A 16,555-nucleotide genomic window follows, 5' to 3' on the forward strand; every position below is an offset into this window, starting at 1 on the left:
TATGACAGAATTAAAATCACATGAAAATAATATAGCAAAATTTGACTTAGTAGTAGCTGCTGAAGATTTTGAAAAAGCAGTTAATAATGTTTATAAAAAAAATAAGTCTAGATATAGGGTAGATGGATTTAGAAAAGGAAAAGTTCCAAAAAGAATAATCGAAAAAATGTATGGAGTAGAAGTATTCTACGATGAAGCAATTCAAGAAGTTTTCCCAGAACCTTATAACAAGGCAATTGATGAATTAAATCTTGAAGTAATAGATCAACCATCAGTTGATTTTGACGATATAGAAAAAGGAAAAGACGTTGTATTTAAAGTAGAAGTTGAAACAAAACCTCATCCAACACTTGGAGATTATTCTGAGCTTGAAGTTACAGAAATCCCAACAGAAGTTACAGATGAAGATGTAGAACACGAACTTAAACACCAACAAGAAGAAAATGCAAGAATTATTCCAATAGAAGACGGCGAAGCTCAAGATGGAGATACAGTAAATATCGATTTTGATGGTTTTCTTGATGGAGAAAGATTTGAAGGCGGAAAAGCTGAAAATCACGATTTAGTTCTTGGCTCAAAATCATTTGTAGGCGATTTTGAAAAACAAGTTGAAGGTCACAAAGTTGGAGATAAATTTGACGTCAATGTAACTTTCCCTGAAGATTATCAAGCAAAAGAATTCCAAGGAAAAGACGCAAGATTTGAAGTAGAAATCAATTCGATTTCAAGAAAAGAACTTCCAGAAATTGACGATGAATTCGCAAAAGATATTTCTGAATTTGAAACATTAGAAGAATTAAAAGAAGATACAAAGAAAAATCTTAAAGAAGATAAAGAAAAATTTGTAAAGAATCAAATTCAAAATGAAGCAATCAAAGCTTTGGTAGAAAAATCTGAAGTAAGCGCTCCAGATCCATTAGTAAACCAAGAAATTGATCTTGAAATGCAAAATCTTGACCAAAGATTACGTCAAATGGGAATTTCTTTACAACAATATATTGAAATGACAAAAATGGATATGTCTGCAATTAGAGATCAATATAGAGCTGTTGCAGAAGATAAAGTAAAAGCAAATCTTGTAATGGATGAAGTTGCTTTGAAAGAAAATATTGAAGTAAGTGATGAAGAAATAGAAAATGAAATAAAAGATGCCGCTAAACAATATGGAGTAGACGATTACGAAAAATTCAAAGAAATCTTCGAAAAGAATGTTTCTAGAGATACAGTTATAGAAAATGTTAAAAGAAGAAAAGCTGTAGAACTTCTAGAAAAAAATGTAAAATTAGTTCCAGCTGAAAACAAGTCAGAAGAAAATAAAGAAGACGAAAAAGAAGATTAGTAATCATAAACTCCAAAAAGATAAGGAGATTTTATGAACGCAAAAAACTTTTTAGTTCCTACAGTTATAGAGCAAACAAATAGGGGCGAGCGTGCTTATGATATTTACTCAAGATTATTAAAAGATAGGATTATTTTTCTAACAGGTCCTGTTGAAGATGGAGTAAGTGATATAATTATTGCTCAACTCTTATTTTTAGAAAGCCAAGATCCAAATAAGGATATTCAATTTTATATAAATTCGCCAGGTGGAGTAGTTACAGCAGGACTTGCAATCTATGACACAATGAATTATATAAAACCAGATGTATCTACAATTTGTATAGGTCAAGCTGCATCAATGGGAGCAGTTTTACTTTCATCTGGAGCAAAGGGAAAGAGATTTTCTCTTCCAAATTCAAACATCCTAATCCATCAACCATCAGGTGGAGCTCAAGGTCAAGCAAGTGATATTCAAATCCAAGCTGAACAAATTTTAAAAATGAAAAAAAGACTAAACAAAATTTTGGCAGATAATACTGGTCAAAGTATTGAAAAAATTCAAAAAGATACAGACAGAGATTTTGCTATGGATGCTTATGAAGCAAAAGAATATGGCTTAATAGACAAGGTAATAGAATAAGTATGGGTAAAATGGAATTTGAAGAAAACAGATGTTCCTTTTGTGGGAAAAGTGCTGATGAGGTTGATAGATTAATTGCAGGCCCAGATGCTTTTATTTGTAATGAATGCATTGAGCTTTGCTCATCAATCATCCAAAGAGAAGAATTAGTTGAACATAGCCACATGGACATTGATCTTGCTACACCAAGTGAGATAAAAGATTATTTAGATCAATATGTAATCCAACAAGAGATGGCAAAAAAAACACTATCAGTTTCAGTATATAATCATTACAAAAGAATAAATTCAAATTATGATAGCAAAGATGATGTTGAGCTACAAAAATCAAATATTTTGATGCTTGGACCAACTGGCTCTGGAAAAACTCTTCTTGCTCAAACTCTTGCCAAGAAATTAAATGTTCCATTTGCAATTGCAGATGCAACAAGTTTAACTGAAGCAGGATATGTTGGAGAAGATGTAGAAAATATAATTTTGAAATTAGTTCAAGCTGCTGATTATGATATTGAGCTTGCCCAAACAGGAATAATCTACATTGATGAAATAGATAAAATAACTAGAAAAAGTGAAAATCCTTCAATAACTCGTGATGTTAGTGGAGAAGGAGTTCAACAAGCACTTTTAAAATTAATTGAAGGAACTGTTGCAAATGTTCCTCCTCAAGGCGGAAGAAAACATCCAAGCCAAGAATATATCCAAGTTGATACAACAAATATTTTGTTTATTGTTGGTGGAGCCTTTGATGGAATTAAAGATATAATAAAACAAAGAACCAACAAAAAATCAATTGGTTTTGGCTCAGAAGATAGTGAAAACAAAGAAGTTTCTTTGGCAGACGTTACAACTGAAGATCTTTTGAAATTTGGATTAATTCCAGAATTTATTGGAAGAGTTCCTATAGTTGTTTCGCTGGAAGATTTAGATGTAAATAGTCTTGTAAAAATTTTACAAGAGCCAAAAAATTCTCTATTAAAACAATATCAAAAATTATTTGAGCTTGATGGAGTAAAATTAACTTTTGAAGATGAAGCAGTCAAAGAAATTGCCGAAAAAGCCTTCAAGCAAGAAACGGGTGCGAGAGGACTTAGGACAATTTTGGAAGATTTGCTTTTGGATGTAATGTTTGAAATTCCTTCAAAAGACCATATAAAAGAAGTTATTGTATCAAAAGGTGCTATAAAAGATAAGAAAAAATTAATATACAAATAAAAAAGGGAGACATTGGGCTCCCTTTTTACTACAAGGAGATAAAATGAGCTTTATCTATAAAATAGATACAAAAGAATATCCGATGGTTCCTGTTAGGGGCTTGTGGGCTTTTCCTGATACAGTAGTCCACTTTGATTGCCAAAGAGCGGTTTCAAAAAAAGCTGTAGAAGATGCTTTATTAAATGAATCTGAAATTTTTTTGGTAAATCAAAAAGATATTCTAGAAGATAATCCAAAAAAAGAAGATATTTATGATTATGGAACAATTGCAAGCATAAAACAAACTTTTAATTTGCAAAATGGAGAGCTTAGGGTTTTGATTGAAGCAAAATCTGTTGGCGAAGTTTTGAATGTAAAAATTGAAGATGGATTTTTTAAGGCAGAGGTTAAAGAATATATTTTCGATGAAGAAAATTTTGAAAGTAACGAAAATATAGAAGCCTTGAAAAAAATGTTGGTTGAAGATTTTAGATCTTATGTTTCAATGGATAATACTATTCCACCAGAAATTGCTTTTTCTTTGGTAGAAATTGAAAATATTGATAAACTTGCAAATTTGATAACATATTATCTTCCTCTAAGTCCAAAAGAAAATTATTCCCTTTTAAAAGAGCTTGATATTGAAGAAAAACTTATTAATCTTCATAGGCTAATTCAAAAAGAAATTGAGCTAAAAGATTTGTCAAAAAAAATAGATTCTAAGGTTCAAGAAAATATTAATAAGGGACAAAAAGAATATTATCTTAGAGAAAAACTTGATGTTGTTAAAAATGAATTAAATGATTTAACAGGAAAAGATTTAAATGAGGCAGATGCCTTTAGGAAAAAAATTAAAAAATTAAAAATCGACAAGGAAGACAAGGAAACTTTATTAAAAAGTATTGATAGACTTGAAATGATTCCTGAAATGAGCCCTGATTATGGAGTTATAACTTCTTATCTTGATTTTGTAATCTCTCTTCCTTGGTCAAAAAAATCAAAAGATAATTTGGATATAATTCATGCAAAAAAAGTTTTGGATGAAGACCATTATGGACTTATGGAAGTCAAGGAAAGAATTCTTGAATCAATCGCTGTTAGGAAGAAAAAAGGAAACAATCAAGCGGCAATAATTTGTCTTGCTGGCCCTCCAGGAGTTGGTAAAACTTCAATTGCAAAATCAATCGCAAGAGCTTTAAATCGCAAATTTATTTCTATGCGTCTTGGTGGAGTAACTGATGAATCAGAAATTAGAGGTCACAGAAGAACTTACGTTGGGGCTATGGCTGGAAGAATTTTATCAAATATATCAAGAATAAAAGTAAAAAACCCAGTATTTTTGCTAGATGAAATTGATAAGTTAGGTTCAGATTTTAGGGGAGATCCATCATCAGCCCTTCTTGAAGTTTTAGATCCTGAACAAAACGATAAATTTATTGACCGCTATCTTGATATTGGTTTTGATTTATCAGAAGTATTTTTTATAACAACAGCAAATGATATTTCAAATATACCACCAGCACTTTTTGATAGGCTTGAAATTATAGAAATTTCTGGCTACACTCAAAGGGAAAAGGAAGAAATTGCCAAAAGATATTTGATAAAAAAAGAAATGGAAAACAACGGTCTTGAAAAAAATGATTTGAATATTTCAGATCCAGTTATAGAAAAAATTATCAAATCCTACACAAGAGAAGCTGGAGTAAGATCTCTTGAAAGAAATATTGCAAAAATATGTAGGCGTGCTGTAAAAGAAATTCTTGAAGGCAAAGACAAGGTCAATGTTTCTATGAGAAATTATGAAAAATATCTTGGCAAGGAAAGATTTTTTGAAGACCAAAGACTCAAAGAAGATAAAATCGGAATTGCAAATGGACTTGCTTGGACTCAAGTTGGTGGAACAATTTTAACAATCGAAGTAAATGCCATGGACGGCAAAGGGGCAAATTTATTTACTGGAAGTTTGGGAGATGTTATGAAAGAATCTGCTCAAGCGGCAATTTCATATTTGAGAAAAAATTCTAAAGAATTAGAAATCGATCCAGATTTTTATAAAAATAAAGATATTCACGTCCACGTTCCAGAAGGAGCAACTCCAAAAGATGGCCCATCAGCAGGAATTACAATGACAACTGCAATCGCATCAGCTCTTACAGGAAAAAAAGTAAGATCTGACCTTGCAATGACAGGAGAAGTTACAATCACAGGAGAAGTTTTGCCAATTGGAGGACTTAAAGAAAAGGCTCTTGCAGCTTACGCTTACGACATAAAAAATGTAATTATTCCAAAAGAAAATGAAAAAGATATTGAAGATATTGACAAGGAAGTTAGGGAAAAAATAAACTTTATAAAAGTATCAAAAGTTTCAGAAGTTTTAGAGGAAGCTTTGCTATGAAAATAAAATCAGTAAATTTAGATCAAGTTGCAGGATTTGCCTCCCAATTTCCAAATGATGATTTTGAAGAAATAGCCTTTGCAGGAAGAAGTAATGTGGGAAAATCTTCTTTTATAAATTCATTTTTGGATAAAAAAAATCTTGCCAAAACTTCATCAAAACCGGGCAAGACCAAAACCATAAATTTTTATAAAATAAATGATAAATTTAGGCTAGTCGATCTTCCAGGCTACGGCTACGCCAAAGTTTCAAAAACAGAAAAAGAAAAATGGAATAATTTAATCCACAAATATTTATATGAAAGAGAAAATTTAAAAGAAGTTTTTCTTTTGGTAGATATAAGACACGCTCCAACAAAACAAGATAAAGAAATGTATGATTGGATAATAGATTCTGGCTTTACAGGATTTGTTATAGCAACAAAATACGATAAAATTCCTAAAACACATTTAAAAAAACACATAAAAGAAATAATGAAAACTTTAAATATTGATGATGAAGGATTGATTTTTGCCTATTCATCAATAACTTCTCACAATAAAAATGTTTTATTAGAACAAGTTGAAGTAATAGTAAATTCATAAATTTAAATTTTAAAATCTCACGCAAGTGGGATTTTTTATTTTGAAAATTTTAAAATAAAAAAGATGGCAAAAGCCATCTTAGATTAATCTATAAATTCTATTTCTTTTCCGTTCATGTGAGAAATTCTTGCAAGAGAGTAAACATCTATGCCCATATCATCAAGAAGTTTTCTTCCGTCTTGGTAGGATTTTTCTATAACTATTCCAACGCCAGCCACATTTGCACCTGCTTGTTTACAAATTGCAACCATAGCTTTTGCAGCTTGACCATTTGCCAAAAAATCATCTATCAACAAAACATTATCATTTTCGTGTAAGTAATCCTTGCTTACAATAAGTCTTTTCATTTCTTCTTTTGTATAAGAATAGCAAGTTGAAGAAAATGTATTATCATCGGTTGTAAGAGATTTTTGTTTTCTTGCAAAAACTACATCGCAATCAAGGACAAGACCTGTGATAACTGCTGGGGCAATTCCTGATGATTCAACTGTCAAAATTTTATTTATATTTTTGTCTTTAAAATGTTCAGCAAATTCTTCTCCCATTTCTTTTATCAATTTTGGTTTTATTTGATGGTTTAGAAAAGAATCAACTTTTAAAATATCTTTGCCAAGAACCTTGCCGTGGCTTAATATTACTTCTTCTAATTTTTTCATTATAAACATTTACCTCCGTACTCTTTTTATTATTATAAAGCAAAGTTTAACAAAAAGTCAAAATTCACTTTTATAAAGCTATCTATAGGGTAATATATATTATATGAATAGAAATGAAATAATCAATGACTTAATAGAATTTATTGACCAAAGTCCAATAAATTATTTTGCTGTCAAAAATTCTATTGATCGTTTAGAAAAAAATGGTTTTAAAAAACTAAATGAAAATGAAAAATGGAAACTAGAAAAGGGCGGAAAATATTTTGTAAGTCGTGACGATACGGCTCTTATTGCTTTTAGTGTGGGAGATGATCCAAGAAAGGGGTTTGACATAATTGGATCTCACACAGATTCACCAACTTTCAAAATAAAATCAAAGCCTGAAATGACTTCAAATGGATTTTTGAAATTTAATGTTGAAGGCTATGGGGGAATGATTGTATCTTCTTGGTTTGACAGGGATTTGTCTTTGGCAGGAAAAGTTGTTTTTGAAGAAAATGGAGAATTTAAATCAAAACTTGTAAAAATTGACAAAGATCTTTTGACAATTGCAAACTGTGCAATCCATATTAATAGGGAATTAAATTCAGGTTACAAATATAATATGCAAGATGAGCTTTCTCCAATTATAAAAACAATCGAAGATGATTTTAAAAAAGATGGATTTTTGCAAAAATTATTGGCAAAAGAGATTGGAGTAGATGAAGAAAAAATAATAGATTTTGATTTGGCACTTTATGATAGGCAAAAAGGATCTATTATGGGAAGTGATGATGAATTTATTCACATTGGAAGACTTGATAATCTTGCAAGTGTTCACCAATCATTAACAGCTTTGATTAATAGTGAAAATAAAAAATTCAATATGTGCGTATTAAATGACAATGAAGAAATTGGATCAGGCACAAGGACAGGAGCATCTTCACCATTTTTGGATGAAATTATGGAAAGAATTGTAATGAATTTGTGTTATGATAGGGAAGATTATTTTATTTCTCTTTCTAATTCATATTTAATTTCAGCAGACCTTTCTCACTCAATTCATCCAAATTATAGTAATTTATTTGATTCTACTAATAATACAAGAATAAATATTGGTATAGGAATAAAGGTAGCTTCTAATGGTGCTTATACAACAAATGTAGAAACTAGGGCGAGATTTTTAAAACATGCAAAAAATGTTGGAGCAAAAGTACAAACTTTTCATAACAGATCTGACAAGGTCGGTGGCTCTACAATTGGTCCAATTGTTTCTGCAAAATCTGGAATAAAATCAATAGATGTCGGCACACCAATTCTTGCCATGCACTCAATAAGAGAGCTTGGTGGGGTAGATGATCACATAGAAGCTATAAAAATATTTGAAGATTTTTACAATAAAAAATATTAGGAGGATATATGGCAGTTATAGAATTAACAGTAGTACCAATAGGAACAAAAGAAACTTCTGTTTCAAAATATGTAGCAGGTTGCGAAAAAGTTTTGAAAGAATACGAAGATTTGGAAGTAAGATTAAATCCAATGGGAACAGTAATTCACGGAGATATAGACAGGGCCTTTGAAGCAATCAGAGCTTGTCAAGAATCAGTTTTTAAAAACGGAGCAGATAGAGTTTACTCAGTAATAAAAATAGACGACAGACGCGACAAAAAAGCAAGTCTTGACCAAAAAATAAAATCAGTTGAAGATAAGATGTAAAATATTTTATCTTAATTTAAAAATTCCCCAAAATTAATGGGGAATTTTTGTTTGCTTATTTACGAAAATAATGGAAGTAAATATCTTAGTAAAAATACTAAGGCAAGCACATAAACTAATGGGGAAACTTCTTTTCCTTTTCCTGTTAATAATTTTACGCTTGCGTATGAAATCATTCCAAAGGCGATTCCTTCTGCTATTGAATAAGCAAAAGGCATCATTATTATTGTCATAAAGGCTGGGAATGATTCTGTAAAATCTCCAAAATTTATATCAACAATTGAATCTATCATAAATAATCCTACCATTACAAGAGCAGCTGCTGTTGCTTGAGCTGGAATTATTGTGATTAATGGATAGAAAAATATTGATAGGAAAAAACAAAATCCTGTTGACAAGGCAGTTAGTCCTGTTCTTCCACCTTCTGCAACTCCTGTTGCACTTTCTACAAATGTTGTTACAGTTGATGTTCCCAAAAGTGCTCCAAGAGTTGTACCAATACTATCTGCAAAAAGTGCACGTCCAGCATTAGGCAACTGTCCATTTTCATCTAACATTTTTGCTTTTGTTGCAACTCCTGTAAGTGTTCCTATTGTATCAAATAAATCTACAAATAAAAATGCGAATACAACAGAAAACATTTCAAGTGAAAACATTGATGAAAAATCTAATTTGAAAGCAATTGGACTAAGTGATGGTGGCAATTGAATAATTCCGCCTTCTGGGAGCTTGCTTACTCCTGTAAATAGGGCAATAATTGTAGAAATTACGATTCCTATTAACAAGGCTCCTTTTGTTTTTCTTGCTGTTAAAACTGCCATAATCAAAAGTCCTATAAAAAATATAAAACTTTCTTTGCTAACTAAATTTCCAAGTCCAAGTCCAACATCATTTTTTACAATTACAGTAGAATTTAATAAACCAATTAGAGCAATAAATAATCCGATTCCTACTGATACTGCAGTTTTTAAACTTCTTGGTATGGCATTAAAAATTGCTTCACGTACATTAAAAAATGTTAAAAATACAAAAATAATTCCTTCGATAAAAACAGCTGCTAATGCAAATTCCCAACTTTTTCCCATAGTCATTACAACTGTGTAGGTAAAAAATGCGTTTAATCCCATTCCAGGTGCAAGGGCAAATGGAAGGTTTGCGTAAAGAGCCATAATTAAAATTGCAATTATTGATGCAATTATTGTTGCAGTAAATACTGCTCCCTTATCCATTCCGGCATCTCCCAAAATTTGTGGATTTACTGCCAAAATATATGACATAGTCATAAATGTTGTAATTCCTGCCATAATTTCAGTTTTTACATTTGTTTTTTTCTCTTTTAATCTGAAAATTTTTTCGGCAAGTGATTCGTTCGAATTTTTTTCCATAATTCCTCCTTTTTTTCGAGCATATTATATCATAATTACTTTAATTAATCACTTTATTTTTTTATAAATTTCTCATATAATGTATTCAAGGAGGAAGTTTTGACGACAAAAAATATAATTGAGTTATTTGTAATGATTTTGGGGATTTTGCTTTCTGCATTTTTTTCATCTTCAGAAACTGCTATTACTTCTGTAAACAAATTTAAATTAAGGCAACTTGAAGAAAAAAATGTAAAAAACGCAACATTACTTAGAAAACTCGTTGATGATAGCCAAAACACAATTACAACAATTCTTGTTGGAAATAATATTGTTAATATTGTTACTACTACCATAGCTGCATTATTTTTTACTGATATTTTTGGAGCTGCTGGTGCTTTTATTTCTACAGTTGTTGTAACTATAACAGTTTTAATTTTTGGAGAAATTACTCCAAAGCTTGCAGCTCAAATTAATAGCGAAAAAATGGCTCTTAGATTTTCAAAAGCTATTTATATTGTTTCTATAATTTTAAAGCCTACGGTATTTTTATTGGGATTATTTACAAAATATCTTACAAAAAAATTATCTGATGGGGCTGATAATTCTGATAAGGTTACAGAAGAAGATTTGAAAACTATTGTAGATGTTGGGGAAGAGCAAGGCGTTATTAACAATGAAGAAAGTGAAATTATAAATAATGTTTTTGATTTTGCTGGCTCTTTTGCATCTGATATTATGACTCCAAGAACTAATATGGAGGCAATAGCTATTGATTCGACTAAGGAAGAATTGGATAAATTTTTAATTGAATCAAAGCATTCAAGAATTCCTGTTTATGGCGAAAGTATTGATAATATTGTGGGCGTTTTGCACATGAAAGATATTGTTACTTTTGTTGCTGAGGGTAGAGAGCCAAGGCTTAAAGATATGCTAAGGCAAACTTACTATGCTTATGAAAATATGAATATAATTGATCTTTTTAAATCAATGAAAAAAATGAATGTGTCCCTTGCCATTGTTGTTGATGAATACGGCGGAACGGAAGGGCTTGTTTCGATTGAAGATATAATTGAGGAGCTTGTTGGAGATATTTACGATGAATATGATCCTGATGATGAAAAAGTCTACAAGGTTTCTGATAATGAATTTATAGTTGATGCAAGTATGCACATAAATGATTTTAATGATTATTTTAATAGAGATATTAAAGAAGTTAAAAATGATTCGGTTGGAGGTTTGGTAATTGATTATCTTAACCGTCTTCCTAAAACTGGAGATATTGTAAAGGTTGATGATGTTACTTTGATTTGTGAGAAGGTTGAACGTTACAAGATAAATTTACTTAGAGTTAAATTTGATAGCGAAAGTTAGAGGTATTATGAAACAAACAGTTTATATTACAGGTCACAAAAATCCAGATACTGATTCTATTTGCTCAGCCCTTGCTTATGCAAATCTAAAAAATAGGCTGGGAGATAGCGAGGCGATTCCGATTAGACTTGGTCATGTAAATCAAGAAACTCAATTTGTTCTTGATTATTTTGGAGTTAAGGCTCCTCTTCACAAGGATTCTATGAAACTTCAAATAAAAGATATTGACTATGACAATTCTTATAATGTTGATGAATCTCTTCCAATTAGAAATGCTTGGTCAATAATTCAAGAAAATAAATTGAACTCTCTTTTTGTAGTAGATGATAAGGAAAGATTAATTGGAGTTGCATCTTTGTCAAACTTAACCCATTCTTATATGGAAGTTTGGGATGATAGAATTATTGGAAGAACTCACACGCCAATTGAAAATATAGTGGATATTTTATCTGCAAAGCTTATGGTAAATCCAAAAAAGCCTAGAGATTTTACAGGCAAAATGATGGTTTATGCCATGAATGAAAAAGATTCTCCAGAAACTTCATTGGTTGGAGATGGAGATTTGGTTATAACAGGAAATAGGCTTGAAGCTCAAGAGTATTTGATAAGTAAAAATATTTCTTTAATTATTTTAACCAACGGCTCTGATATTAAAGAGGAGCTAAAAAAAGAGGCCGAAAAAAATAATATTACAATTATTTCGACAGAATATGATACCTTTATGACAGCAAGACTTTTGCCAATGGCAGTTCCAATTGCAAATGTAATGAGCACAGAAAATTTGGTTTATTTTTCTCCAGAAGATACAGTTGATACAGTTCGTGAAGTTATGGGAAAAACTAGGTTTAGATCTTATCCAATTGTTGATGCAAGGGGAAGAGTTCTTGGGGCAATTTCAAGATACCATTTGATTTCTGATGAGAAGAAAAAATTAATTTTGGTTGACCACAACGAAAGAAACCAATCAGTTGATGATATTGATTATGCAGAAATAATTGAAATAATTGACCACCACAGAGTAGCTAATGTTGTAACAAACCAACCTTTATTTTTTAGGGCAGAGCCTGTCGGTTCAACTGCAACCATAGTTGCAAAAATGTTTTTTGAATCAGGAATAAGACCTACAAAAGAAATTGCAGGAATTCTTTCAGCAGCAATAATTTCCGATACTCTTTTATTTAGATCTCCAACAACAACAGAAACTGATAAAAGAGTTTTAAATAGACTTACAAAAATTGCAGATATTAATCCAGAAGATTTTGCTATGAAGATGTTTAAGGCTGGAACAAGTCTTAAAAATAAATCGCCAGAAGATTTAATTGATGGAGATGTAAAAGCATTTACAATTGGAGATGACAAAATCAGAGTTGGACAAGTTATGACGATGAATCCAGAAGAGTTAAATCCTATAAAAGATAAATTAATTGCTCTTATGAAAGATAGATTAAATGCTAAGGGAGAAAATACCTTTGTTCTTGTCCTTACAGATATTTTCAATAAAAAATCTGAATTATTAGTAGTGGGAAACTATCTTGATGATATAGAAAAAGTTTTTGGAAATAAGGTAAACAATGGAACAATTTCAGCTCCTGGTGTTTTATCCAGAAAAAAACAAGTTATACCAAAAATAACTGAAGCTATTATGAATTCCCACAATAATTAAACTTTACTGAAAAAAATTTCTATGCTATAATATAGAAAATTTAGAAAACAGGAGAAAATAATGAAAAACTTAAATTTTGCACAAACTAGCTTTTACTTTTTTAACTTTACTTTTGACAAAAGTAAGGCTATTTATCATGTGCAAAATTTTAAAACATTTTAAGTTTTTTTGAATTTTAGCTTCTTGGTAATAGCCAGGAAGCTTTTTTATTTTGAAATAATAAATTAGCTTAGAAAATTACATAAAAAATTTTTAAAATTTTTCTTATATGGAAATTTTAAAAGAAAAAAGAGATTTTATTAGGAGAAGAAAATGATTATTAAATTAAAAAATGGTGCAAATGAAAAAGAAGTACAAGATCTTATAAAAGAAATTGAAGATATGGGGCTTAAAGTAAGTAAAGCAGTTGGTTTTAAAACGACTATCTTGGGGCTTTTGGGAGATACATCCAAGGTTTCAAAAGATGATATGAAATCAAAAAGTGTTGTTGATGATGTTATAAGAATCCAAGAGCCTTATAAAAAAGCAAACAGAAAATTTCACCCAGAAGATACAATAATTACTTTGGAAAATGGATCAAAAATCGGTGGAGGATCTTTTGTTTATATGGCAGGACCATGTTCAGTCGAAAGCGAAGAGCAAATTGTATCAATTGCAAAAAAAATCAAAAAATCTGGCGCAACGATTTTAAGAGGAGGAGCTTTTAAACCAAGAACAAGCCCATATTCCTTCCAAGGTTACGGAAAAAAAGCTATTGATTATCTGATAAAAGCAAAAGAAGAAACAGGCCTTGCCCTTGTTTCAGAAATTATGGAAATAAATCAATTAAAATATTTTGATAATGTAGATATTCTTCAAGTTGGAGCAAGAAATATGCAAAATTTTGATTTATTAAAAGCGCTTGGAGAAGTTGATAAACCAATTTTATTAAAAAGAGGTTTAGCAGCAACTTATGAAGAATTATTGATGGCAGCAGAATATATTATGAGCAGGGGAAATACAAAAGTTATTCTTTGTGAAAGAGGTATTAGGACTTTTGAAACAGCAACAAGAAATACTTTGGACGTCACAGCTGTTCCATTTTTGCACGAAAAAACTCATCTTCCAATAATAATCGATCCATCTCATGCAGCGGGGATTTCAAGATATGTAAAAGATTTATCTCTTAGTGCAACGGCAGTTGGGGCAGATGGACTTATGATAGAAGTTCACGAAAATCCTGCAAAAGCATTTTCTGATGGAGCTCAATGCGTAGTTCCAGATGATTTTGACAAAATAGTAAAGGCTACAAAAAAAATCCATGATTTAAGAAAGGAAATTTAAAATGAGTCAAAGCTTTGGAAAAAATTTAAAAATAACCATATTTGGCTCAAGCCACCAAGAATATATGGGCGTAGTTATGGATAATATGGAAATTGGTTTTGAAATTGACATGGAAAAACTAGATCAATTTATGCAAAGAAGAGCTTCAGGAAAATCAAAATTTACAACAAAAAGAAAAGAAAGTGACAAGATAGATTTTATTTATGGGGTAAGGGATAATAAAATAATTTCAAAAACCATAACAGCAATAATAAAAAATGAGAATTACAAATCCAAAGATTATGAAAATTTAAATGATATTCCAAGGCCATCTCATGCTGATTATACAAGTTTTATAAAATATGGAAATGATATGGATATGAATGGGGGAGGACCTTTTTCTGGAAGATTAACTGCGCCATTTTGTCTTGCAGGAGGAATTGCCAAGCAAATTTTAGAAGAAAAAAATATAAAAATTTCATCAAGGATTAAAAATATTGGAGGAATTGAAGATAAAAATATTGATTTGGCAAATCCTCCTATGGATGAATTGGAAAAAATTTCTCAAAAAGAAATCCCTGTTTTGGACGAAAAAAAAGAAAAAGAAATTAGAAATCTTTTAGAAGAAGTAAAAAAAGATGGAGATTCTATTGGAGGAATTTGCCAAGTTTTTGGGGAAAATATTCCAAAAGGACTTGGAGATCCTCTCTTTGATTCTTTTGAGGCAAAAATTTCCTATCTTTCTTATGGGATTCCTGCTGTTAGGGCGGTTTCTTTTGGTTTGGGACTTGATGCAATGAAAATGAAAGGTTCTCAGCACAACGACCAATTTGAAATTAAAAATGGACAGGTAAAAACTATAACAAATAATGCTGGTGGAGTTGTTGGAGGAATTACAAATGGTATGCCTGTAGTTTTTGATTTAATTTTCAAACCGACCCCGTCAATTTCTATTTGCCAAAAATCATTTTCTATAAAAGAAAAAAAAGAAAAAATATTGCAAATTAAGGGACGACACGACCCATGCCTTGCCCTTAGAACGCCTCCTATTGGAGAATCTATTTTGGCTTTAACCTTATTGGACTTGTTAAATGAATGAAAATATTAAAAAAATTATTAAAAATTTAGAAAAAGAAAATTATAAAAAAGAAGATTTGGAAAATCTTGATAAATTTGTAAAAGAAAAATATAAAGATTATATGATGAGCCTTTGTGATGGAAAATTTTCTAAATATTTACAAGATAAATTTATAAGAGAAATTTTTCCTAAAGAAGGAAAAATTGGTGTAGGAGGGGCAAAAGGCTCTTATGCCGATCAAGTTTCCCATATTATTTTTCCTAAAGGTAAAATAAATTATTACAAAAAATTTGACCAAATTCTTGATGCAATAGATGAAAATATATGTGATTTTGGAATTTTGCCTTTAGAAAATTCATCTTTTGGTTCGGTCAAAGAAGTTTATAATCTAATGCTTGAAAGAAATTTTTTTATAATTGGAAATTATAAGCTAGATATAAATCATTATTTGTTGGGAAATTTAGATGCAAAACTTTCTGATATAAAAACAGTTTATTCTCATCCGCAAGCTCTTGGTCAATGTGGAAAATATATAAATAAACACGGTTTTATTCAAAAAGAATATTATAATACGGCACTTGCGAGTAAATATATAAAAGAGAAAAATAATAAAAAACTTGGAGCTATTGGCTCAAAATTTTGTGCTAAGGTTTATAAACTAAAAATAATTGACGAAAATATTCAAAATGAATCAAATAATTATACAAGATTTATTATAGTGTCCAAAAATTTAAAAATTTATGAAAAGGCAAACAAAATTTCTGTAAGGTTAAAAGCTTTTGATAAGCCGGGCTCTCTTATTAATATCGTAGAAAAATTTAAAATTTTGGGTGTAAATATGACTAAGCTTGAATCTTCTCCAATTCCTGGTTCTGATTTTGAATTTGTATTTTATTTTGACTTTGAAGGCTCTATTAAAGAGAAAAGAATTAGGAGTCTTTTGGATTTTTTATATGAAAATACTAGGGATTTTGAATTTATGGGAGCTTATATTGACTTTAACAAAGCATTTGACAAAAATATAAATTCAATATATAATCAAAATAACTTATAAGTTAAAATAATAAAACTTTGATCAGAAGTAAGTAAGTTTTATAAATCTTTTATAGAGAGCTTGTGTGTGGTGGAAACAAGCAAAGAAGTAAAACCGAATGGATCTGAGAGTGCTAAGGTGAAAAAAGTACCCGAGGCCGTCTTCCCACGTTATAGGGATATGATATGAAATTATTTTAAATTAGTATCAGAATAAAGATATGTAGGATTTATTAATTTATTGAAATTTATTTTACAT

At 30.3% G+C, this 16,555-nt stretch carries 14 protein-coding genes and 1 other annotated feature (1 of these 15 running past the window's edge); of the genes, 12 read left to right on the plus strand and 2 right to left on the minus strand.

Features of this window, described 5'->3' with window-relative positions; genetic code table 11:
• The first annotated feature begins 1 nt into the window (after position 1).
• From tig to yihA, 5 genes are read left to right on the plus strand one after another with little or no spacing between them, the layout of a single operon-like run.
• Positions 2 to 1,339 carry a trigger factor gene (gene tig, locus HMPREF0078_RS00550; protein ID WP_004838065.1) on the plus strand — a complete coding sequence of 446 codons (1,338 nt, stop codon included), beginning with the start codon at positions 2 to 4 and terminating at the stop codon, positions 1,337 to 1,339.
• Between the two features lie 33 nt (positions 1,340 to 1,372).
• Positions 1,373 to 1,960 (plus strand): ATP-dependent Clp endopeptidase proteolytic subunit ClpP, encoded by a 588-nt coding sequence (clpP, locus tag HMPREF0078_RS00555; RefSeq protein ID WP_004838066.1) that lies wholly within the window; start codon positions 1,373 to 1,375, stop codon positions 1,958 to 1,960.
• A 2-nt stretch (positions 1,961 to 1,962) separates the two neighbouring features.
• Complete coding sequence (gene clpX, locus HMPREF0078_RS00560) at positions 1,963 to 3,171, plus strand: ATP-dependent Clp protease ATP-binding subunit ClpX (protein WP_004838067.1); 1,209 nt, start codon at positions 1,963 to 1,965, stop codon at positions 3,169 to 3,171.
• A gap of 43 nt (positions 3,172 to 3,214) precedes the next feature.
• Positions 3,215 to 5,545, plus strand: a complete 2,331-nt coding sequence (lon, locus tag HMPREF0078_RS00565; RefSeq protein WP_004838068.1) for an endopeptidase La — start codon at positions 3,215 to 3,217, stop codon at positions 5,543 to 5,545.
• Positions 5,542 to 6,129 (plus strand): ribosome biogenesis GTP-binding protein YihA/YsxC, encoded by a 588-nt coding sequence (gene yihA / locus HMPREF0078_RS00570; RefSeq protein WP_004838069.1) that lies wholly within the window; start codon positions 5,542 to 5,544, stop codon positions 6,127 to 6,129. The genes lon and yihA overlap by 4 nt, the downstream gene beginning before the upstream one ends.
• 83 nt (positions 6,130 to 6,212) lie before the next feature.
• Here yihA and HMPREF0078_RS00575 read toward each other — a convergent pair whose 3' ends face one another.
• Positions 6,213 to 6,785 (minus strand): xanthine phosphoribosyltransferase, encoded by a 573-nt coding sequence (locus HMPREF0078_RS00575; RefSeq protein ID WP_039920698.1) that lies wholly within the window; start codon positions 6,783 to 6,785, stop codon positions 6,213 to 6,215.
• 103 nt (positions 6,786 to 6,888) lie between these two features.
• Here HMPREF0078_RS00575 and HMPREF0078_RS00580 point away from each other — a divergent pair, with 103 nt between their 5' ends.
• Together HMPREF0078_RS00580 and HMPREF0078_RS00585 are read left to right on the plus strand one after the other, a co-directional pair.
• Entirely contained in the window at positions 6,889 to 8,175 is a 1,287-nt protein-coding gene (locus HMPREF0078_RS00580) for a M18 family aminopeptidase (protein ID WP_004838071.1), read from the plus strand.
• An 8-nt stretch (positions 8,176 to 8,183) separates the two neighbouring features.
• A complete protein-coding gene (locus HMPREF0078_RS00585; protein WP_004838072.1) occupies positions 8,184 to 8,483 on the plus strand; it encodes an MTH1187 family thiamine-binding protein in 300 nt (99 codons plus the stop codon).
• A 59-nt stretch (positions 8,484 to 8,542) separates the two neighbouring features.
• Here HMPREF0078_RS00585 and HMPREF0078_RS00590 read toward each other — a convergent pair whose 3' ends face one another.
• Positions 8,543 to 9,868 (minus strand): NCS2 family permease, encoded by a 1,326-nt coding sequence (locus HMPREF0078_RS00590; RefSeq protein ID WP_004838073.1) that lies wholly within the window; start codon positions 9,866 to 9,868, stop codon positions 8,543 to 8,545.
• Positions 9,869 to 9,967: 99 nt separating this feature from the next.
• On the opposite strand from HMPREF0078_RS00590, the gene HMPREF0078_RS00595 reads away from it, so the two are divergent.
• From HMPREF0078_RS00595 to HMPREF0078_RS00615, 5 genes are all read left to right on the plus strand, one after another.
• The gene (locus HMPREF0078_RS00595; protein WP_039920340.1) at positions 9,968 to 11,221 is read left to right on the plus strand and encodes a hemolysin family protein; all 1,254 of its coding nucleotides are present in this window, start codon (positions 9,968 to 9,970) and stop codon (positions 11,219 to 11,221) included.
• A 7-nt stretch (positions 11,222 to 11,228) separates the two neighbouring features.
• Positions 11,229 to 12,884: a putative manganese-dependent inorganic diphosphatase gene (locus HMPREF0078_RS00600; RefSeq protein ID WP_039920341.1), complete on the plus strand. Its 1,656-nt coding sequence runs from the start codon at positions 11,229 to 11,231 to the stop codon at positions 12,882 to 12,884.
• A gap of 312 nt (positions 12,885 to 13,196) precedes the next feature.
• Positions 13,197 to 14,207 (plus strand): 3-deoxy-7-phosphoheptulonate synthase, encoded by a 1,011-nt coding sequence (gene aroF / locus HMPREF0078_RS00605; protein WP_004838076.1) that lies wholly within the window; start codon positions 13,197 to 13,199, stop codon positions 14,205 to 14,207.
• 1 nt (position 14,208) lies between these two features.
• A complete protein-coding gene (aroC, locus tag HMPREF0078_RS00610; RefSeq protein WP_004838077.1) occupies positions 14,209 to 15,285 on the plus strand; it encodes a chorismate synthase in 1,077 nt (358 codons plus the stop codon).
• On the plus strand, positions 15,278 to 16,318 hold the full coding sequence (locus HMPREF0078_RS00615) for a prephenate dehydratase (RefSeq protein ID WP_004838078.1): 1,041 nt from the start codon (positions 15,278 to 15,280) through the stop codon (positions 16,316 to 16,318). Before aroC ends, HMPREF0078_RS00615 begins: the two co-directional genes overlap by 8 nt.
• Positions 16,319 to 16,326: 8 nt before the next feature.
• Positions 16,327 to 16,555 (plus strand) — a binding site (T-box leader); it runs 40 nt beyond the window's last position.

Source organism: Anaerococcus vaginalis ATCC 51170, assembly GCF_000163295.1.
Taxonomy (GTDB): domain Bacteria; phylum Bacillota; class Clostridia; order Tissierellales; family Peptoniphilaceae; genus Anaerococcus; species Anaerococcus vaginalis.